The organism is Sporosarcina sp. FSL K6-5500, assembly GCF_038005665.1.
GTDB lineage: Bacteria > Bacillota > Bacilli > Bacillales_A > Planococcaceae > Sporosarcina > Sporosarcina psychrophila.
In genome coordinates this window covers 4,452,572-4,472,336 of the sequence record NZ_JBBOTP010000001.1, presented here as the reverse complement: position 1 = coordinate 4,472,336, position 19,765 = coordinate 4,452,572, and the positions used below count along the sequence as shown (strand labels likewise).

The 19,765-nt window shown below is 43.3% G+C and carries 21 protein-coding genes; 20 read left to right on the top strand and 1 reads right to left on the bottom strand.

Annotation, left to right across the window (positions count from 1 at the left end):
* Positions 1 to 57: 57 nt before the first annotated feature.
* The 14 genes from aroC (at position 58) to MKX62_RS21545 (ending at position 12,535) form a co-directional block, all read left to right on the top strand.
* Positions 58 to 1,239 (top strand): chorismate synthase, encoded by a 1,182-nt coding sequence (aroC, locus tag MKX62_RS21610; protein ID WP_340742315.1) that lies wholly within the window; start codon positions 58 to 60, stop codon positions 1,237 to 1,239.
* Between the two features lies 1 nt (position 1,240).
* Entirely contained in the window at positions 1,241 to 2,347 is a 1,107-nt protein-coding gene (aroB, locus tag MKX62_RS21605) for a 3-dehydroquinate synthase (protein ID WP_340742314.1), read from the top strand.
* A complete protein-coding gene (gene aroH, locus MKX62_RS21600; RefSeq protein ID WP_067213969.1) occupies positions 2,347 to 2,709 on the top strand; it encodes a chorismate mutase in 363 nt (120 codons plus the stop codon). The genes aroB and aroH overlap by 1 nt, the downstream gene beginning before the upstream one ends.
* Before the next feature lie 28 nt (positions 2,710 to 2,737).
* Entirely contained in the window at positions 2,738 to 3,838 is a 1,101-nt protein-coding gene (hisC, locus tag MKX62_RS21595; RefSeq protein WP_067210361.1) for a histidinol-phosphate transaminase, read from the top strand.
* Positions 3,835 to 4,935, top strand: coding sequence for a prephenate dehydrogenase (locus MKX62_RS21590; protein ID WP_067210359.1), 1,101 nt, complete (start codon positions 3,835 to 3,837; stop codon positions 4,933 to 4,935). Before hisC ends, MKX62_RS21590 begins: the two co-directional genes overlap by 4 nt.
* 17 nt (positions 4,936 to 4,952) lie before the next feature.
* The gene (gene aroA / locus MKX62_RS21585; RefSeq protein WP_340742313.1) at positions 4,953 to 6,260 is read left to right on the top strand and encodes a 3-phosphoshikimate 1-carboxyvinyltransferase; all 1,308 of its coding nucleotides are present in this window, start codon (positions 4,953 to 4,955) and stop codon (positions 6,258 to 6,260) included.
* Between the two features lie 38 nt (positions 6,261 to 6,298).
* Positions 6,299 to 7,564 carry a tetratricopeptide repeat protein gene (locus MKX62_RS21580; RefSeq protein ID WP_067210357.1) on the top strand — a complete coding sequence of 422 codons (1,266 nt, stop codon included), beginning with the start codon at positions 6,299 to 6,301 and terminating at the stop codon, positions 7,562 to 7,564.
* 1 nt (position 7,565) lies between these two features.
* Positions 7,566 to 8,117 (top strand): ReoY family proteolytic degradation factor, encoded by a 552-nt coding sequence (locus MKX62_RS21575; RefSeq protein ID WP_067210355.1) that lies wholly within the window; start codon positions 7,566 to 7,568, stop codon positions 8,115 to 8,117.
* A 57-nt stretch (positions 8,118 to 8,174) separates the two neighbouring features.
* Positions 8,175 to 8,624, top strand: a complete 450-nt coding sequence (locus tag MKX62_RS21570; RefSeq protein WP_067210353.1) for a YpiF family protein — start codon at positions 8,175 to 8,177, stop codon at positions 8,622 to 8,624.
* A gap of 147 nt (positions 8,625 to 8,771) precedes the next feature.
* A complete protein-coding gene (locus tag MKX62_RS21565; RefSeq protein ID WP_067210351.1) occupies positions 8,772 to 9,275 on the top strand; it encodes a QcrA and Rieske domain-containing protein in 504 nt (167 codons plus the stop codon).
* Between the two features lie 23 nt (positions 9,276 to 9,298).
* A complete protein-coding gene (gene qcrB / locus MKX62_RS21560) occupies positions 9,299 to 9,973 on the top strand; it encodes a menaquinol-cytochrome c reductase cytochrome b subunit (RefSeq protein ID WP_067210348.1) in 675 nt (224 codons plus the stop codon).
* Positions 9,974 to 10,014: 41 nt separating this feature from the next.
* On the top strand, positions 10,015 to 10,779 hold the full coding sequence (locus MKX62_RS21555; protein WP_067210345.1) for a menaquinol-cytochrome c reductase cytochrome b/c subunit: 765 nt from the start codon (positions 10,015 to 10,017) through the stop codon (positions 10,777 to 10,779).
* Between the two features lie 416 nt (positions 10,780 to 11,195).
* On the top strand, positions 11,196 to 11,795 hold the full coding sequence (locus tag MKX62_RS21550; RefSeq protein WP_067210343.1) for a DUF1405 domain-containing protein: 600 nt from the start codon (positions 11,196 to 11,198) through the stop codon (positions 11,793 to 11,795).
* Positions 11,796 to 11,866: 71 nt separating this feature from the next.
* Positions 11,867 to 12,535, top strand: a complete 669-nt coding sequence (locus MKX62_RS21545; protein ID WP_067210340.1) for a zinc metallopeptidase — start codon at positions 11,867 to 11,869, stop codon at positions 12,533 to 12,535.
* A gap of 713 nt (positions 12,536 to 13,248) precedes the next feature.
* On the opposite strand, the gene MKX62_RS21540 is transcribed toward MKX62_RS21545, so the two are convergent.
* Positions 13,249 to 14,121 (bottom strand): YitT family protein, encoded by an 873-nt coding sequence (locus tag MKX62_RS21540; protein ID WP_067210339.1) that lies wholly within the window; start codon positions 14,119 to 14,121, stop codon positions 13,249 to 13,251.
* Positions 14,122 to 14,227: 106 nt separating this feature from the next.
* On the opposite strand from MKX62_RS21540, the gene MKX62_RS21535 reads away from it, so the two are divergent.
* The 6 genes from MKX62_RS21535 to panB all read left to right on the top strand — a co-directional run bounded on the left by MKX62_RS21535 (position 14,228) and on the right by panB (position 19,765).
* Positions 14,228 to 14,566 (top strand): nucleotide pyrophosphohydrolase, encoded by a 339-nt coding sequence (locus MKX62_RS21535; RefSeq protein WP_067210336.1) that lies wholly within the window; start codon positions 14,228 to 14,230, stop codon positions 14,564 to 14,566.
* The gene (dapB, locus tag MKX62_RS21530; RefSeq protein WP_187045121.1) at positions 14,563 to 15,363 is read left to right on the top strand and encodes a 4-hydroxy-tetrahydrodipicolinate reductase; all 801 of its coding nucleotides are present in this window, start codon (positions 14,563 to 14,565) and stop codon (positions 15,361 to 15,363) included. Before MKX62_RS21535 ends, dapB begins: the two co-directional genes overlap by 4 nt.
* Before the next feature lie 41 nt (positions 15,364 to 15,404).
* Entirely contained in the window at positions 15,405 to 16,538 is a 1,134-nt protein-coding gene (bshA, locus tag MKX62_RS21525) for an N-acetyl-alpha-D-glucosaminyl L-malate synthase BshA (RefSeq protein WP_067210332.1), read from the top strand.
* Positions 16,535 to 17,725: a CCA tRNA nucleotidyltransferase gene (locus tag MKX62_RS21520; protein ID WP_187045120.1), complete on the top strand. Its 1,191-nt coding sequence runs from the start codon at positions 16,535 to 16,537 to the stop codon at positions 17,723 to 17,725. The genes bshA and MKX62_RS21520 overlap by 4 nt, the downstream gene beginning before the upstream one ends.
* Positions 17,703 to 18,686: a biotin--[acetyl-CoA-carboxylase] ligase gene (locus tag MKX62_RS21515; RefSeq protein ID WP_338656377.1), complete on the top strand. Its 984-nt coding sequence runs from the start codon at positions 17,703 to 17,705 to the stop codon at positions 18,684 to 18,686. Before MKX62_RS21520 ends, MKX62_RS21515 begins: the two co-directional genes overlap by 23 nt.
* A 233-nt stretch (positions 18,687 to 18,919) precedes the next feature.
* Positions 18,920 to 19,765 (top strand): 3-methyl-2-oxobutanoate hydroxymethyltransferase, encoded by an 846-nt coding sequence (gene panB / locus MKX62_RS21510; protein WP_340742312.1) that lies wholly within the window; start codon positions 18,920 to 18,922, stop codon positions 19,763 to 19,765.

Sequence of the window (19,765 nt, the reverse complement as noted above, 5' to 3'; positions counted from 1 at the left end):
ACTTTGGTAGAGTGCTATAAAACGAATGTTAATCCATTCGTCGGAGGAGGAAATGGAATGAGATATTTCACAGCCGGTGAATCACACGGTCTGCAACTAACAGCAATCATTGAAGGGCTACCTGCTCAAATGGAATTGACTGCTGAAATGATAAATGGGGAACTTTCAAGGCGTCAAGGTGGACATGGGCGCGGAAGACGTATGCAAATAGAAAAAGATCAGGTTGTCATTTCATCAGGTGTCCGCCATGGTAAAACACTTGGGTCACCGGTGACGTTGACGGTTGTTAATGATGATTGGAAGCATTGGACATCGATTATGGGGGTAGAACCACTCGCTGATGATGTTAAGCCAGAAGATGTGAAACGACAAATAACGCGTCCAAGACCAGGTCATGCAGATCTTGTGGGCGGCATGAAATACGGTCATCGAGATTTGCGCAATGTTCTAGAACGATCGTCCGCGCGTGAGACGACGATGCGTGTGGCAATCGGTGCGGTCGCGAAACAGTTCCTACGCGAACTGGGTATTGAAACTGTCGCACATGTAACAGAAATTGGGGGATTCACAACAAATCCAGATACATATGCAGGAAAAGGGACGGAAGAGCTCCGCAATATCATCGAGAATGACCCTGTCTACTGTGCAGACCCTGAGGCTTCGAAACTGATGGTACAAGCCATTGATGATGCGAAAGGCCGTGGAGATACGGTTGGAGGCGTCGTAGAAGTGGTTATTGAAGGATGTCCACCTGGAATCGGGAGCTATGTTCAATTTGATCGGAAGATGGACGGGAAGCTCGCGGGAGCGATGATGAGCATCAATGCGTTTAAAGGCGTTGAGATTGGACTCGGGTTTGAAATGGCAAAAATGCCAGGCAGTAAAGTGCATGATGAAATTGCGTGGAGTGAAGAACAAGGCTATTTCCGTAAATCAAACCGATTGGGTGGCCTTGAAGGCGGAATGACGACAGGTATGCCGATTGTAGTCAGGGGCGTCATGAAACCTATCCCTACCTTGTACAAGCCGCTTGAAAGTGTCGATATTGATACGAAAGAACCGTTTGTTGCAACAATCGAACGTTCGGACCCTTGTGCGGTACCCGCAGCTTCTGTTGTAGCAGAACATGTCATTGCAACTGAAATGGCAAAAGCCATTATGGAAGAATTCCGTTCGGACACGATGGGCGGTCTAAAAAAGGATATTGAAGAATATAGACGGTATGTAAAGGAGTTTTAATATGGGGAAACTTACAGTTGCTGTCCGGGATCATCAATATAACGTCCATATAGGTCAAGATACGTACGAGCTATTCGCCACAGAATATGCTGAACTTCTAGGCACAGTCGACCGAATTGCTATCATTGCGGATGAGCGGGTAGCAGCTATCTACTTGCCGCTGCTACAAAAGTCGTTGCAGTCTGTAAACTGTGAAATTAGTGTAAAAACAGTCCCAGCTGGAGAAAGCTGTAAAACATCCGCTGTGTATGTCGATTGCCTATCTTTTTTGTTAAATGAAAAATTCACCAGGGATTCTCTCCTTATCGCATTTGGGGGAGGCGCATGCGGTGATCTCACTGGGTTCGTCGCTGCGACATTCATGAGGGGGATTAGGTACTTACAATGCCCTACAACAATCTTGGCTCATGACAGTGCAGTGGGGGGCAAAACGGCAATCAATATGCCGGAAGGGAAAAATATGGTAGGCTCTTTTCATCAGCCAGTCGGAGTTCTTTTCAACACGAGGCTGTTCGAATCGCTTCCGCCTCGAGAAATCAGATCGGGTATGGCAGAATTGTTGAAACACGCGCTTATTTCAAATGAGGAATGGACGCTTGAGCTATTGTCTACCCCTTCCTTTTCTCAACCAAGCATTGAATGGTTATCACACGAATTGTTACGGGGAATAGAAGTTAAAGCGAAAATCGTCTCAGAAGACGAATTTGAGCATTCGACTCGAAAGTATCTAAACTTCGGTCATACATTCGGCCATGCTGTAGAAGGTGTATGTGGTTTCGGGGGGTTAAGCCATGGAGAGTCGGTTATGATTGGCATGGTATACAGTCTTATTTTAAGTGAAGACACTGGCGCGGTTGATGAAGCGTTGACAATTCGATTCATCCAATTTGCAAATACGCATGGCTATACATTCCAACCAGTTCATGAACATGGATTCGATGTATTTATGAATTACATGGAAAAAGATAAAAAAGTCTCTTTCGGAAAGCTTAATTTTGTTTTGCTTGATGGGATAGGAAAACCCTATGTAAAAGAACTGTCAAAAGCGCAATGTGAACAAGCATTCTATCAATTGAGACAAAGAACGAAAGGGGATGTGAAGAAATGATGGTAAGAGGATTAAGGGGAGCAACGACAGTCGAGAACGACGAAGAACAAGCTGTTCTTGAAGCGACGCAAGCGTTGGTCGAAGAAATGGCGAAAGAGAACAGTGTTTTACCTGGGGATATCATTTCGGTACTTATCTCTACTACGACGGACATCAAATCGACCTTTCCTGCAAAAGCAGTTCGGTCGATTGATGGATGGATATACGTACCGGTTATGTGTACGCATGAGATGGACGTCCCGGGAGCAATGCCATTATGCATCAGAGCGCTTATGCATGTGAATACTGATATTCCGCAACGTTATGTAAAACATATTTATCAAAAAAATGCAGTTAAGTTACGACCGGATTTACAAAAATAACCCATATCTATTGACCGGAGGGAATTTTATGAACTGGAAAAAAGCGCTTGATAGTATGCAACCTTATAAACCAGGTAGATCGATTGACGAAGCAAAACGAATATACGGTCTGGATGATGTTGTAAAACTTGCTTCAAATGAAAACCCGTATGGCTGTGCACCATCCGTCAGAGACTATTTGACATCAGCCGCAATCCAGCATGAATTGTATCCAGACGGCTATGCGGGGGGACTACGGAAGAAACTTGCGGAGAAACACGGAGTTGACGAAACCTCTTTGTTATTCGGAAATGGCTCAGATGAAATCATTATGATCATTTCAAGAGCGCTCCTTGGCAAAGGAGTAAATACTGTTATGGCGACACCGACATTCCCTCAATATGCTCATAATGCAAGAATAGAAGGTGCCGAAATCCGGGAAGTACCGCTGAAGGATGGTCATCATGATTTGGAGGGGTTCTTGGGAGCTATCGATGGTGAGACTTCGGTTGCTTGGCTATGCAATCCGAACAATCCGACTGGTAACTTGATTCCTAGCGACACGTTAAAAGGATTCCTTGAACAAGTTTCAGAAAATATCCTAGTTGTTCTTGACGAAGCGTATTTCGAATACATTACTGGCTCTGAGCATATCGACTCGATTTCATGGCTGGAAAAATTCCCGAATGTCATTATTTTACGGACGTTTTCCAAAGCATACGGATTGGCAGCATTCAGAGTAGGCTATGCAATTGGTGACCCGGAGGTCATTTCTAATCTCAATAAAGTGCGGAGCCCGTTCAACAATAACTCGCTTGGTCTAGCAGTTGCGGAAAAAGCGCTCGAAGATGAAGCATTCATCGAACATTGTCGTAACCTGAATCATGAACAAAGGCTACGGTTTACAAAGTATGCTTCGGACAATAAACTGCATTTATTCGATTCCGAAACAAATTTCGTTTTAATTGCAGTGCCAGGTGATGCAGATGATGCTTCAGAAAAACTGTTGCAGCAGGGATTCATCATTAGAAGCGGAAATGCACTTGGAACCCCCGGTTATATAAGGGTGACAATTGGGTCGGAAGAACAGACTAGTAACTTCCTCAAAGCATTTGATACGTTGTTGCAATCCGAGGGTTCAGCCGTATGAAACCGAATATCGCGATAATTGGACTTGGCCTGATTGGTGGTTCGCTCGGGCTTGCTTTGAAACGTAACCCCGGTCTGCAAGTAACGGGGTACGACCGATCCTTCAGTACGTTGGAACAAGCCTTCCGTAGGGGGATCATTGATACAATTGCCACATCTATTGAGAATGCATGTGAAAATGCGGATGTCATCATCTTTGCAACGCCGGTCAATACGACGGTTGCAATGATGCATCAAGCGGTCAACTGGAAATTGAGAACTGACGTTATTATGACGGATACGGGCAGTACAAAAGGTCCAATAATGGATGCTGCAAAACAATTGCTTGAACGTGGAATTACATTTATCGGTGGCCATCCAATGGCGGGTTCTCATAAAAGTGGAGTAACTGCGGCTAAAGAGCATCTATTTGAAAATGCGTATTACATATTGACACCAGATTCACAAACAGACAGTGCAAAGGTCGAACAGCTCCGCGTTCTACTTGGTCCAACGAAAGGGAAAATTGTCGTGCTCGATTCTGAAGAACATGATCGGATGACGGCAATCGTTAGCCATTTTCCACATCTCGTCGCTTCTTCGCTCGTTGGAAGGCTATCAGCACAACAAGAAGAGCAACCGTTTGTTAAAAAACTTGCGGCGGGCGGGTTTCGTGACTTGACTCGAATTGCATCTGCAGATCCCATCATGTGGCGTGATATTACGACGCAGAACAGGGAAGAGTTGTTAAAGCAACTGGACGGATGGCTTGAAGAGATGGAAAATGTTCGAAATATGCTAAAATCGAATGACCCCGACGAAATATATAATTATTTTGCAGGGGCGAAACAGTTCCGAGACGACTTACCGATTACGTCTCAGGGTGCATTTTATATGACATTCGATTTGCATATTGATATTCCTGATCACCCTGGTATCATTTCGGAAATCACAAAAATACTTGCGGATGAACGGATCAGTTTAACAAATATCCGAATCGTTGAGACGCGGACGGATGTCTTTGGAATACTTGTTATCAGCTTCCAAACTACTGATGACCGGGAACGAGCAAAATCCGCTCTTTCCAAAACAATGAATTTTAGCATGTACATAGTTTGAATGGGGGGCTTTTCTTGGTGGAGACGAAACTAGTGGCGTTCAATAAACCAGAATTGAAGGGTAATGTGGTAGTTCCAGGTGATAAATCGATATCGCACCGGGCCGTGATGCTCGGTTCCATCGCCGAAGGTAAAACAAAAATTACCGGATTCCTGGACGGAGAAGATTGCCTACGAACAATTGATATTTTTCGACAACTCGGCGTATCAATTGAAAGGGATGGTACTAACGTCACGGTAGATAGCCCTGGAATGCAAGGGTGGCAAACGCCGTCTGAGGAACTTTATGCAGGTAATTCTGGGACAACAGCACGTCTAATTCTTGGAATACTTGCGGGCTCAACTATCAAGTCTGTTCTGACAGGCGATGAATCACTATCAAAGCGTCCAATGAATAGAGTTACACTACCCTTGTCGTCCATGGGAGCTTCTGTAGTAGGAGAACCAGATGGCAATCTCCTGCCACTCACAATTACGGGTGGACCGCTCTCTGCAATTGAATACGACATGCCTGTTGCCAGTGCCCAAGTTAAATCGGCTATTCTGTTTGCTGGTTTGAATGCGGAAGGGACAACTGTTATTAGTGAGGAGACAGTTTCGCGCGACCATACTGAACGTATGCTGCAGCAATTTGGAGCAGAGGTTCAGGTGGACGGAACTAAAGTTAGTGTCAAGGGCGGGAATGTGCTCCGGGGCAAAGATGTGTTAGTTCCAGGTGATATTTCATCAGCGGCATTTTTCATGGTTGCAGCTGCAATGATTAAGGGAAGTTCCGTTACGTTTACGAATGTCGGGCTTAATCCGACAAGGACGGGGATATTGGACGTGCTTACGAATATGGGTGCTTGTGTTGAAATCCTTGAAGAAGTTAACGGGGCTGGCGAACCGTATGGTACTGTAAAAGTATCCTACGAAGGTTTGCATGGTACTGAAATCAGTGGGGACTTAATACCAAGGCTCATCGATGAGCTGCCTGTTATCGCATTGCTCGCAACGCAGGCCGAAGGAACAACAGTTATCAAAGACGCCGGGGAACTACGGGTCAAAGAGACAGATAGAATTGCTGCGGTAACAACAGAGTTGAAAAAATTGGGTGCAAATATCGAAGCGACGGACGATGGGATGATCATTCATGGACCTACGGAACTCTCGGGTGGCACACTTGTTTCGTACGGCGATCATAGATTGGGTATGATGGCTGCAATTGCAGCACTTGTCGCCTCAGCTCCAATCCAAATCGAAGATCCGTCATGCATAGCTATTTCATATCCAGGATTTTTCACAGACTTGGAAAAGCTCGCTGTTTCTATAAATACAAAAGGATAACAGCTTGATGTATACATTTTGAAAGTTCAGGTGAAAATATGGGACAGTTAGAAGAAATTGAACGAACTATTTTAGAAGGTGATGTAGAAGTACTCACCGGTGTTATCGATCAGTTAACGGGGTCGACCGATTTCGATTTGCTCTATGAAGCGGCAGATTTATTTGCTAGTTATGGATTTATGGGGGAGGCTGATCGCCTTTTTGAAACGTTGCGCCTTCATTTACCGGATGAAGCCCAGTTGAAAATTGATCGCGCCGGTACATTACTTGAGCTCGGGGAAGAGGACGAAGCGCTTCTTCTTCTCACGGATGTAGGGCCGGACGACGAAGAATATGTCCAAGCCCTTTTAGCGTTAGCGGATTATTATCAGATGTCCGGAATGGCGGAAGCAGCTCTTGCGAAGATTAAGGAAGCTCATGAACTTGTACCTGATGAACCTGTCATTCGGTTTGCGTATGCGGAATTGCTCCTTGATTCTGGGAAGTACGGAGAGGCTACACGGATGTATCTTGATTTGAATGATGAAACGGAAGAAATTGGCGGCATTCGTATTGTTTCAAGACTTGCGGAAACATATAGCGCTGGTGCTGCTTATGAAGAAGCAATACCTTACTACGAAGAAATGCTACAGGATAACGCCTTGCCAGATACACTTTTCGGGGCGGCATTTGCTTACTTCCAAAGTGGCAATGCAGAAAAAGCAGTCACATTGCTAGACGATTTAATTGAAATGGATCCAGATTACTTTTCTGCTTATATGCTGGCAGGACAGTCTTTGTCAGTTTTAGGTGATGATCAAAGAGCATACGATATGTTCAAAGATGGAATCCGCAGGGACGAATTTGATAAGGAATTGCAATTGACCGCTGGGAAATCAGCATTGAAATTAGGTATTCCAGAAAAAGCAGAAGAACATTTGAAAGAAGCATTGGCACTCGATCCAGAATACATTGAAGCACTTATTACGCTTGCCTCGCTGTATAATGAGAGAGAACAGAGCCCTGAGTTGCTCGATCTACTTACGTACTCACAAGATAATCAAGTTGACATACCTTTATTGGATGCGTTTATGGCCTATGCATATGAACGTGAAGAACAATATGAAGATGCATACACATCCTATGGTAAGGCATATATTGGGATGAAGGATGACCACAGTTTTCTTGGAAACTTCGCGAAATTCCTGATTGAAGAAGGAAAACGTGACGAAGCCCTCAAAATAGTCAAGGAATTGGTTGAACTTGACCCTGACGATGAGAATTGGAGAGCTTATCTTGAAGCACAAAATGACGAGGAGGTGTGACATGACGGCCATGGTTCCTGTCGCTGCTAAAAAGGACTTTGTGCGATGGTTCTTAAAGCGCTACAAATTGAAGCGCCGTGAATGTGTGTGGATTTTGAATTACCTTCTAAGCCACGAACAGCTTCTGCAAAACGTCCACTTTACGGATGAAGCACATTACTGTCCAAGGGCGATGGTGATGTCAACAACGGGTTCGGAGAGCATTCCGTTTCGTTTTTATAAAGGGAACTTAATGACTGCTGATGCCGAGAAGTCATTTCATGACTTAAGACTTCATCCAGATGATAAGATGTATATACAATTAAATTTTTCGAACAGCCACTCTTGCCCAGAATATGCGAGTGTTCGTGAGGAAAATCCTTTTCTTCCGGATTATTTACAGGTAAGTGAAGGCGATCGGGAAATTGCAGAACAATTACTGGAGGAAAGTGCTGCTTTAATGACCGTTGATATGCTTATGAAAAGGGTTGATGAGGCCCTCGATAACAACGATAAGGAACGGTTTATCGCATTATCTGCGCTGTTGAATGACATGAAGGTATCGAAGAACTAACGACTCCGCCCAATTTGGTGGAGTTCTTTATTGATTTTTCAAGGAGGTAATTTTGCAATGAACTGGATTGCACAAGATATGGATACATATTTGCAACAGAAAGAATATATCGATACACTTATAGTACCCTTACTTAAAGTAGAGACTGTGCCGGGGAATATGAAAACCAGCGCGTCATCTTCAGAGTTTCTGATGCATCTTACGACTTTCATCGAAACGCAATTCAAAGGGCGTATGATGCTAATGCCACCATTTGCTTATACGCAGTCAATGGATCTGACGGAGCTGGCTGCAACACTGTCTCGGGACTTTGCGGCGGCACCATTTAAACACGTATTTTTCTTGACGACTGATGTTACGTGGACAAGCCTTAAATTAGATGGTGAAGTGATCTGGTTACCGTCAATTCCGCTGGAAAGCATGGATCCACAATTAAGAAAAACAATCATTGAAGATCAGCTTCGACAGGTTTTACCACGCTTCACGGAAAAATGGTCGGAGCAGTAAAATTCGATATTTGTTCACAAACTTCCATCTGTTCGGAAAGCAGGATTGAATTTCCTTTAGTATTGATATATCATAGATATGTCCTAGTATTACAATTAGCAAAAGAATGTCCGTTGGACTGACCTTTAAGTAAGAGGAGGGAAATTAATGAGCAAGAAAGTGTCAAGACGCCAATTCATGAGTTATACACTTATGGGTGTTGGTGGATTCATGGCGTCAGGTATGTTGATGCCAATGGTCCGTTTTGCAATCGACCCTGTCTTGCAGAAGAAAGATGAAGGAGACTTCATTCCGACTCCGCAAAAAGTGGACGAGCTAACGGAAATACCAGTTCGTGTCGATTTCACTATCAAAGATCGTAAGGATGCCTGGTATAAATCTGACGTGTCAAACACTGCGTGGGTTTATAAAGAAGGCGATACGGTTATCGCGCTTTCCCCTGTCTGCAAACACCTTGGTTGTACAGTGAACTGGGGCGGCGATGAAAAGCATCCAGACCAATTTTTCTGTCCATGTCACGCAGGACGTTATATGAAAAATGGCGACAACGTAAAAGGAACGCCACCGCTTGGACCACTTGACGAATTTGATGTTAAAGTCGAAGGCGGATTCGTGTATCTTGGAAAAACAAAACCGAACACATTAGTTTAAAAATGTAAGGGGGTACGACCGAAGTGCTAAATAAAATTTATGATTGGGTTGACGAACGGTTGGATATCACCCCGATTTGGCGCGATATCGCTGACCACGAAGTACCTGAGCACGTAAACCCTGCACATCACTTTTCTGCATTCATCTATTGTTTCGGAGGACTGACATTCTTTATCACTGTCATCCAGATTCTTTCTGGTATGTTCCTTACAATGTATTACACACCGGACATTGAAAATGCATGGAAATCCGTTTATTACCTTCAAAATGAAGTAGCATTCGGTGAAATTGTGCGTGGGATGCATCACTGGGGAGCGTCACTGGTTATCGTAATGATGTTCCTACATACGCTGCGTGTATTCTTTACGGGCTCTTATAAGAAACCACGTGAACTTAACTGGGTTGTCGGAGTATTGATCTTCATGGTCATGCTTGGCCTTGGTTTCACTGGTTATCTACTGCCATGGGATATGAAAGCATTGTTTGCTACGAAAGTAGGAATCGAAATTGCGGCTTCCGTCCCGTTCATCGGTGAATCAATTAAAGTTCTCCTTGCAGGAGACTCAACGATTCTTGGTGCACAAACACTAACACGTTTCTTCGCGATTCATGTATTCTTCTTACCGGCTGCTTTGCTTGGGTTGCTTGCAGCACACTTTATCATGATCAGAAGACAAGGTATTTCAGGACCGCTATAAGATTGACTGGCGTCCAATGAAATTAATAAGGAGGGGACATTATGCACCGCGGAAAAGGGATGAAATTTGTCGGAGATTCGCGCATTAAGGCTAATAACAAGATGCCGAACGTCCCGAAAGATTACTCAGAATATCCGGGTAAAACGGAAGCATTCTGGCCAAACTTCCTCTTGAAGGAATGGCTGATTGGTGCAGTTTTCCTTATTGGATATTTAATATTGACAGTTGCTCATCCGTCCCCGCTTGAACGTCAAGCGGACCCGACGGATACGATGTATATGCCGGTTCCAGACTGGTATTTCCTATCTATGTATCAATTGTTAAAGTATCAATTTGCTTCAGGACCGTTTAATATTATTGGTGCTATTATCATGCCAGGTCTTGCAATGGGTGCCCTGATGCTTGTTCCATTTATGGATACTACAAAGGAGCGCCGTCCGTTTAAACGTCCGCTACCTACTGCATTCATGCTTCTTTCATTCGCAGCTTTGTTCTACTTGACATGGGAATCATACGTGAACCATGACTGGGATAAACAGAAAATACAAGGTGCGATTGTCGAAGAAGTTGAATTCGACACTGAATCTGAAGGTTATCAAATCTACGCTGGAGCGAGCTGTATTGGTTGTCACGGTGATGCATTCCAGGGTGGACTAGGTAAGCCCTTAGTAAATACTGGTCTGGCTGCCGATGAAATCGTGAAAATTGCTCATGATGGACAAGGCGACATGCCTCCTGGAACATGGGAAGGCTCAGATGAAGATTTACAAATACTTGCCGAATTTATTGAAGGCTTGAAAAACTAGTAACAAAAAAGAGTCAGGAAACTGACTCTTTTTTTATTACTTAGGAAACAATAAAGTTCGAGGATAGTGGGTAATCTAGGAGAGATGATATTCCACGTCCAGACTTCAGCACCTATAGACTCGGATAGTCCACAGGATGTGAGTCACGCAGACACTGCTGTAGGACGTGGCGTACCATGGTTGTGTTCTTTAATTTGTCGGTCCAACAAGGAGGGATTGAACTTCATCCCTCCTTGTTGTGACACGATGTCACAAACTAGACCGCCTTCCATTACACGTCCTATGCCTGCCGCGGGTCTACAGGATGTAGATCATGCAGCTGTTGTCACAGGAAGTGGCGTACTTAGGTTGTTTTTATTTGTAACACGCGCTTACGCTTTTATTGATACATATTAAGTTATTTTGGAGAGGTGTCCATGGGTTTATTTATACAGAAAATTTGGCTCGTGCTTTCTCATAAATCATTTCTTTGGATTCTGTTATTTATTAACTTGAGTGGAACGGTGTTCGGCTATGATTGGTATATGTGGCAACTTAAAATTACGGAGCCAAAGTTTTGGATTTTTGTGCCAGACAGTCCTACGGCCAGTTTGTTTTTCACACTTGCCATCATCGGTTGGCTAATCGGTAGGAACTTTAAGTTAATCGAAGCGCTTGCGCTTATAACGCTTGTAAAATACGGACTTTGGGCGGTCGTCATGAATCTATTGACGCTTGTCGAGACAGGTTCAATCGGCTGGATGGGCTGGATGCTTATCGGTTCGCATTTCGCGATGGCGCTTCAGGCAGTATTATACAGTCCGTTGTATAGGTTTTCATTTGTCCATATTGCAATTGCGGCGGTTTGGACACTTCATAACGATGTCATCGATTACGTTTACGGGCAAATGCCAATCTATTATGATTTAATGAAGCATATGGATCATATTGGTTACTTTACATTCTGGTTATCGATTGCCTGTATTTCACTTGCTTTTTGGGTATTGAAGAAGAGGTCGAAAACTGTTATATGGTAATAGTAAATAGTTGCGGATGAAGTGTGACCGCTATAGAATAGGTCATATAGAGAAAAGGGAGGAAGTTGACTATGTTCTGGATTTACTTGGGTGCAATTATACTATTGCCGCTTTATGCCCAATTCAAAGTGAAAAGCACATACAAAAAGTACTCTAAAGTGCGTTCTACATCTGGAATGACAGGTGCGGAGGTCGCGCGTCTTATCCTTGACCAAAATGGGTTACAAAATGTGCAAGTGATTGAAAGCCAAGGATTTCTGACTGATCATTATAATCCGATTACGAAAGTTATTGCGTTATCCACACATAATTTCCGAGAGGCATCTGTCGCAGGTACAGCAATTGCCGCACACGAAGTTGGTCATGCAATACAGGATAAGGAAGCCTATTCATTTTTACGTTTCCGTCACCGTTTAGCGCCAGTTGCGAGCATCACTTCCAATGCATCGTGGGTTTTCATTATGATTGGTGTGATTTTCTCAAGCATGAATTCCTTGCTTGGAATCGGTATCGCGCTACTAGCAGTCGGGGTTCTGTTTCAAGTTGTTACATTACCAGTTGAGTTTAACGCATCTACACGTGCGATGAATCAGATTGTTACACTTGGTATTATTCGCAATGAAGAAGAGAAAAGTGCAAAAAAAGTATTGAGCGCAGCGGCGATGACTTATGTCGCAGCAACTGCTGTTGCAGTACTTGAACTGGTTCGTCTTATCCTGATTTTTAGGGGCAGAGACTAAGTAGAATATAAAAAATCCGTCCTCATATTTTGAGGAACGGATTTTTTTTCGGTTACATTTAGTAGAAAAGAAAGTCACACGTGTTGATTAACCAAAAGCAACCAGAAAACAACTGAATCAAACACTAGGCGCTCCGAGTACAGTTGATTTAGATAGCTTTGGATTGAACGATTCATATAGATTAAGATATCTCGGTAATCGTATGGTGGTCGTTCATCCGTCGCTTTGAAAAGGTACACGAAGTGCTAAAGCTTTTTTGGATGAAAGAATAGTCGGCTTCTTATCTGGATAAAAGCAGCAAAAGATACAATTTGGGCTGCTCACTCCTTCTCTATGGTTTTTCTTTTTTTATTTTAAGGAAGCGTTAACCTCTACAGGAAATCACATGAGGACAAGCGTGATTTTACTGAAAATAAGAAAGGCACGCATTGTAGAAAATGCAAAGGTGCCCGAAATTGTATCTTCGGGCACCTGTAACTTCTGTGGAAAGTCATCTATTCTTATTTTGCAAGCAACTTCAATATTCACTCGAACGTTGTAGGTACGCGACAGGCAACTAATCGGAACAGGATTATAGAAAAGAGGGTGGCTAGTAGTGACGAAGTCACTGCTAGCCACCCTTGTGCCCCGGTAACACTGTCGTGATTAGTTTAGCCGAAAGCGAGCTGGAAACATACTAGTCCAAATGAAGACTTTTGCGCTTTCCGCTTTACTTATCGCTCAAGCGGCTGTTTTTGTTCATCCAGCGTAAAGCCTTCACCCATTACGTCGTGAACATCGGTGAGTGAAACGAAGGCATGCGGATCGACTGACGTTATGATGTTTTTCAAACGAACAATTTCATTTCTTCCGACGACACAATAGAGAATTTCTCGATCAGATTTAGTGAAATGACCGTATCCTCTGAAGACGGTTACACCACGATCCATTTCTTCAGTGATTTTCGTTGCGATATCATCTTGGCTATCAGAGATGATGAAAGCACCTCTAGCTGCGTATGCGCCTTCTTGAACGAAGTCGATGACGCGGGCGCCAACAAACAGCGCAACAAGCGTATACATCATCGAGCGGTGGTCTAGATAGACAGCCCATGAAACGAGAATGACAAGCGCGTCGAATAGAAACATTGTCTTTCCCATACTCCAACCGATGTATTTATGAGCAAGACGTGCGATAATATCTACACCACCAGTTGTTCCGCCATATCTAAAAATGATACCGAGCCCGATGCCGATAAAGACACCCGCGAACAGGGCAACAAGGAACATATCGTCTTTTAGATGGATATCAATTTGATAAATCATGAATACTTTAAGGAAAACAGACACAGCAATTGTTCCAATGACTGTATAGACAAATACTTTTTTCCCCAATAGTTTCCAACCGATAATAAACATTGGAATGTTCAAAATGAGGTTCATAATCGCTGGATCCCATTTGAAAGCGAACAGGAGAATCAGTGTAATTCCTGTAAAACCACCTTCGGCAAGTTCGTTTTGAATATTAAAATGGACGAGACCGAAACTGAAAATTGCAGCGCCAAGAATGATGAAAAAAATATTTTTGAATTTGATCCCGTCGAGCATGTAGCGCACACCTTTCTTTTTCAAGCAATATAACTATTATCAGCTATAATTTTTATTTTGACAATAGTGTTATTAATTTATACGATGGTAGAGGGAGTTGACGCAAATGGAGCAATCGCAGACGATGGAAAAACTACAACAAGAAGTAGATTTGTACATAAACGGCTTTAAAGAAGGTTACTTCCCCCCGATGGAACTGGTTGCCAGGTTGACTGAAGAACTTGGGGAATTGTCGAGAGAAGTACAACATGTATATGGCATGAAAAAGAAAAAATCGAGTGAGGCGATAAAATCACTGGAAGAAGAAACTGGAGATTTGTTGTTTGTTCTTATTTGTTTCGCCAATTCACAGGGAATTAGTTTGGAAAAGGCACTTTCAACAGTTCTTGATAAATTCAAGGATCGGGATGCCGACCGCTGGACAAAAAAGGAGGAAACGATATGACAATAAAAGTTGCAATTGCCGGAGCACGAGGCAGATTGGGGAGCGCGGCGTTAACTGCGATTATGAAGGCTCCCAATATGGATCTGGTTGCTGTTCTCGATTATAAGTATGAAGGTCAGTATTTACATGGAACTGAAGTGAATGATGATGCGAGCGGGATCCCGATTTATACATCCTTAGAAAAGTTGGCGGCTGCCAACAAGCCAGATGTACTTCTTGACGTCACTGATCCAGATGCTGTTTTCAAAAATGTACATGATGCCATCACACTTGGAATCCGACCTGTAGTAGGGACATCTGGGCTTTCTAAGGATAATATTGCCCTTTTGACAGATTTAGCAGCTAAGAATCTGATTGGCGGGATCATTGCGCCAAACTTCTCAATCGGAGCGGTATTGATGATGAAGTTTTCGGCCATTGCAGCGCGTTACTTAGGTGATATAGAAATACTTGAAATGCATCATGACAATAAAGTCGATGCTCCATCAGGAACGGCAGTAAAAACAGCTGAAATGATTAGCGAGGTTAGGGACTCACATAGACAAGGACATCCAGACGAAAAAGAACATCAAGCCGGAGCACGTGGAGCGGATTTCGAAGGTATGAAAATACATAGCATCCGATTGCCAGGGCTACTTGCACATCAGCAAGTGCTGCTAGGCGGCGAAGGTGAATTGCTAAGTATTCGCCACGATTCTTTCGATCGAAAATCATTTGCGCCGGGGATTCTTATGGCGATACACAATGTTATGGAACGTCTAGATTTGGTTTATGGGCTTGAAAATATTATCGACTAATAGTGAGGAAATAGTACTGTAAGTCGAAAGGGGCACTGTTATTGGAAAAGTTGAAAGTCGGTGTAATCTGCTATCCCTCTCTAGGGGGGTCTGGGGTTGTAGCAACCGAGCTTGGAAAAATGATGGCAGATAAGGGCCATGAAATGCATTACATCACATCGAGTAAACCGTTCAGATTTCTGGATGCACACCAAAATATACAATTCCATGAAGTGAAAATCGATGGTTACTCGGTGTTTAAATATCCACCTTATGATATTGCGCTCGCCAACCGTATTGCGGAAGTAATCGAGACAGAAAAACTTGACCTTCTTCATGTCCATTATGCTGTACCTCACGCGGTATCGGCTGCACTTGGTAAAGATATGGCGAATTCCACGATTGGCGTCATCACGACGCTACATGGAACAGATGTAACTATTCTTGGACATGATCCGGGACTGCGAAACACAGTGCGTTATGGAATCGATAAATCTACGATTACAACAGCTGTGTCCGAATCGCTTCGATTAGAGACATTGGAATTGATTCAACCGAAAAAAGATCTGGTAACTATTTATAATTTCATCGATGAAAACAAATACCATCCGGTCAATCCTGGTACACTAAAAAGCGATTTTGGGATTAAGTCGGATGAAAAAGTGATTGTCCATATTTCGAATTTCAGGAAAGTGAAACGAATTCCCGATATTATTGAAAGTTTCAGGGGCGTATTGAAAGAAATCGATGCAAAACTGCTTCTTGTCGGGGACGGACCTGAAAAAGTGGAGATGGAAGCGCTCGTTATGGAATTAGGTTTGCAGGCTCAAGTTATTTTCACGGGAAAACGGGATGACTTACCCGAACTTCTAGCTATCAGCGATGTCATGTTTCATTTGTCGGAAAAAGAGGCGTTCGGCCTTGTTCTGCTGGAAGCGCTCGCTTGCGGATTACCTTCAGTTGCGACAGATGTCGGTGGGATTCCGGAAGTGATTGAAGATGGTGTCAACGGTTTTCTTGTCCAAGTGGGTGATACAAATGCGGCAACACAAAAAGCGTTGCTACTACTGAAAGACGATGACTTACGTGCTACATTCAGGGAAAACGGACTGATAACAGCGGCAGACAAGTTCCATTCATCTACAATCGTTAATCAGTATGAAAAACTTTATTATGAGGTGGCGGGTAATAAATGACGACATCATTCGGAACCGTGCCGAGCCGCGAAGTTATCCATATCCTTGAAAATGCAGGATATGAAGCTGTTTTTGTCGGAGGTGCGGTACGGGATCACCTTTTAGGGAAAACGGCGACGGATATCGACATTGCAACTTCTGCGGAACCTAAAGAAGTAAAAGCAGTATTTCCGACAACTGTAGATATTGGTACAGCACATGGTACGATCCTTGTGTTGATGAATGGTGAACCGATTGAAGTGACTACTTACCGGACAGAAGGCACGTATACAGATCATCGTCGACCGGATGAAGTTCATTTCGTCAAATCTTTACAGGAAGATTTACGGAGACGTGATTTTACGATAAATGCGCTGGCAATGACAAAAGATGGTGAGCTAATCGATTTGTTCGGTGGTAAGGCAGATATGGCTGAACGAATCATTAGAGCTGTAGGAAACGCAGCAGATCGGTTTAACGAAGACGCACTCAGAATGTTCAGGGCTATCCGTTTTACTGCTGTCCTTGGTTTTGATATAGAAGAACAGACACTTAAAGCGATTCGTGATAATGCTACGCAAATTCGTTACATATCCGTAGAAAGACTAAAAGCTGAAATGGATAAATTATTTGCAGGTGATTATGTAGTTAAAGCTTTTCACAACATACAAAATACAGGATTAAATTTACATTTGCCTCTATTTCCAACAGACACCGAAAAACTCAACCGTACTGTGCCATTCGAATCGGCAGTTGAAGGTTGGGCTTGTTTTATGATTGTAGGTAACTTTTCACCGTCGGATGTTGCAAGAGCGTATAAATTATCAAACGTTGAAAGAACATTTCTATCAACCGTAAAAGATGCGTACGTGAATCGAATGGATTATCAATTTACGCTTGATGATTATTACAATTATGATTTAGCTACTTTGATTACAGCTGAAAAGTTGATTCGATCAATTCACGCTAATGGCGAAGCAATTTCATTTACGGAAATTAAAAAGATGAAACAGTCACTACCGATTCAGTCCATAGCAGATCTTTCTGTGGACGGTAAAAAACTGATGGAGTGGACAAGCCAAAAGGGCGGCAGATGGATCGGTGAATGGATAGGGAAAATCGAACAAGCCGTCTTGCACGGGACATGTAAAAATGATCCAAACGACATAAAGGAATGGTTTCTATATGAATTCAATCGTGAAAAATGAATTGTTGAAAAGACTGTTCGAAGCAGAAGGCGAACCCGTCTCCGGACAAGAAATTGCTGATCAATTCGGGTTATCAAGGACTGCCATTTGGAAATACGTAAAAGAGCTCGAAAAGGATGGCTACGTGATTGGGACGATTCGAAAAAAAGGGTATTATCTTATCGAATCACCGGATCGGGTGAACGAAGCGAATGTACAAAAATATTTAACAACAAAAAAGTATGGTCAGCACATCCATTATTACGAAACGTGTAAGTCGACGCAGTTAATCGCGCATGATGAAGAACAGAACGGTGCGGCAGATGGAACTGTTGTTATAGCGGAAGAACAAACTGCTGGTAGAGGCCGTATGGCGCGTCCATGGAGCTCCACAGCGGGTAAAGGGATTTGGATGAGTGTAATTACACGGCCATCACTAACACCACAACAAGCCCCACAGATGACGTTAGTTGCAGCGGTCGCTGTAACACGTGCCATTCAGGAAATGACAGGAATTGATCCAGATATTAAATGGCCGAATGATATCCTGATTAAGGGAAAAAAAGTGACGGGTATTTTAACGGAACTTCAAGCAGATCCAGATCAAGTAAAGGCAGTCATTCTAGGGATTGGCATGAACGTTAACCAGAACGAATCGGATTTTCCGGAGGAACTCCAAGGCATAGCTACATCACTAAAAATGCTAACCGGGAAGCCCATTGATCGTTCGCAATTGATCGCAAAAACGCTTGGATTTCTTGAAATATATACTGAACTCTATGTTAAACACGGATTTGGGCCGATCAAGATGTTATGGGAAGGCTACTCTAATACGACTGGGAAACGAATTCGAGCGGTTATGCTCAATGAAACGATTGTCGGGACAGCTCTCGGTATCTCTGAAGAAGGTGTACTCGAACTTAAACTTGATGATGGTACCATCCGAGGTATCTATTCGGCAGATATCGAACTTTCAAATTGATCGCTATACATGTAACATCCAATTTGTTATAGTAGTTTCGAAGGGCGGTATCTAGTGTGAACTGCACCTGTTAGAAATTTCGGTAAACTTAAATTCAATATGATCTGCCTTGATCTTTACTAAAAGACAGGGACGGAGGAAACCATCACAAGATGATACAACCCTTCTGTCCATTTTTTGGCGCAGAAGGGTTTTTATATCCGGTTTCTTCTCAAAGAGAGGGGAATAATACTATGAAAAGCACAGTTGATTTTATCAAAATGAAAAAGGCCAATGAAAAGATTGTCATGCTGACGGCTTATGATTATCCATCAGCAAAACTTGCGGAGGAGGCGGGAGTCGATATTATTCTCGTGGGTGACTCACTAGGAATGGTCGTTCTCGGCTATGATTCGACAATCGCGGTTACCACGGAAGACATGATCCATCATGGCAGCGCGACTAGAAGAGGGGCGAAGGAGACGTTTCTTGTTGTTGACATGCCATTCGGATCTTATCACGGTAGCGCAGACAGAACACTAACAGATGCGGTCCACATTTTTCAACAAACAGGTGCTAATGCATTAAAGCTTGAGGGTGCAGGGAACGTGGTCGATACGATTCGCCTCCTAACTGGAACAGGAATTCCGATTGTGGCACATCTTGGTCTATTGCCTCAGTCGGCATCCGTTGTCGGCGGTTATAAAGTACAAGGGAAGACGGCGGAAGCGGCTCAGCAACTTATAGATGATGCACGTGCGTGTGAAGCAGCAGGGGCATTTATGATCGTTTTAGAATGTATTCCTTATCAGCTCGGGGAACAAGTTGCTGCAGCAGTTTCGATACCAATAATCGGCATTGGTGCAGGAGCGGGAACGGATGGCCAAGTACTTGTATACCATGACACTGTGAAGTATGGCAGTCATCACGTCCCGAAATTTGTTGAGGCGTTTGCGGATGTTGGAACAGTTATCCATGAAGGTTTGAAAAAGTATGTGTCGTCAGTGAAAGATGGGTCATTCCCGGCAGAACGCCATCGTTTTACGATGAAAGAGGAAGAATTAACGGCGTTATACGGAGGCAATACGGATGGCAATTGA

Coding starts and splice junctions, on each gene's coding strand:
- aroC (WP_340742315.1), top strand. CDS start 58: ATGAGATATTTCACAGCCGGTGAATCACACGGTCTGCAACTAACAGCA.
- MKX62_RS21590 (WP_067210359.1), top strand. CDS start 3,835: ATGAAACCGAATATCGCGATAATTGGACTTGGCCTGATTGGTGGTTCG.
- panB (WP_340742312.1), top strand. CDS start 18,920: ATGAAAAGCACAGTTGATTTTATCAAAATGAAAAAGGCCAATGAAAAG.
- MKX62_RS21575 (WP_067210355.1), top strand. CDS start 7,566: ATGACGGCCATGGTTCCTGTCGCTGCTAAAAAGGACTTTGTGCGATGG.
- MKX62_RS21520 (WP_187045120.1), top strand. CDS start 16,535: ATGACGACATCATTCGGAACCGTGCCGAGCCGCGAAGTTATCCATATC.
- MKX62_RS21580 (WP_067210357.1), top strand. CDS start 6,299: ATGGGACAGTTAGAAGAAATTGAACGAACTATTTTAGAAGGTGATGTA.
- MKX62_RS21540 (WP_067210339.1), bottom strand. CDS start 14,121: ATGCTCGACGGGATCAAATTCAAAAATATTTTTTTCATCATTCTTGGC.
- MKX62_RS21570 (WP_067210353.1), top strand. CDS start 8,175: ATGAACTGGATTGCACAAGATATGGATACATATTTGCAACAGAAAGAA.
- MKX62_RS21545 (WP_067210340.1), top strand. CDS start 11,867: ATGTTCTGGATTTACTTGGGTGCAATTATACTATTGCCGCTTTATGCC.
- hisC (WP_067210361.1), top strand. CDS start 2,738: ATGAACTGGAAAAAAGCGCTTGATAGTATGCAACCTTATAAACCAGGT.
- MKX62_RS21555 (WP_067210345.1), top strand. CDS start 10,015: ATGCACCGCGGAAAAGGGATGAAATTTGTCGGAGATTCGCGCATTAAG.
- MKX62_RS21565 (WP_067210351.1), top strand. CDS start 8,772: ATGAGCAAGAAAGTGTCAAGACGCCAATTCATGAGTTATACACTTATG.
- aroB (WP_340742314.1), top strand. CDS start 1,241: ATGGGGAAACTTACAGTTGCTGTCCGGGATCATCAATATAACGTCCAT.
- MKX62_RS21550 (WP_067210343.1), top strand. CDS start 11,196: ATGGGTTTATTTATACAGAAAATTTGGCTCGTGCTTTCTCATAAATCA.
- dapB (WP_187045121.1), top strand. CDS start 14,563: ATGACAATAAAAGTTGCAATTGCCGGAGCACGAGGCAGATTGGGGAGC.
- MKX62_RS21515 (WP_338656377.1), top strand. CDS start 17,703: ATGAATTCAATCGTGAAAAATGAATTGTTGAAAAGACTGTTCGAAGCA.
- aroH (WP_067213969.1), top strand. CDS start 2,347: ATGGTAAGAGGATTAAGGGGAGCAACGACAGTCGAGAACGACGAAGAA.
- MKX62_RS21535 (WP_067210336.1), top strand. CDS start 14,228: ATGGAGCAATCGCAGACGATGGAAAAACTACAACAAGAAGTAGATTTG.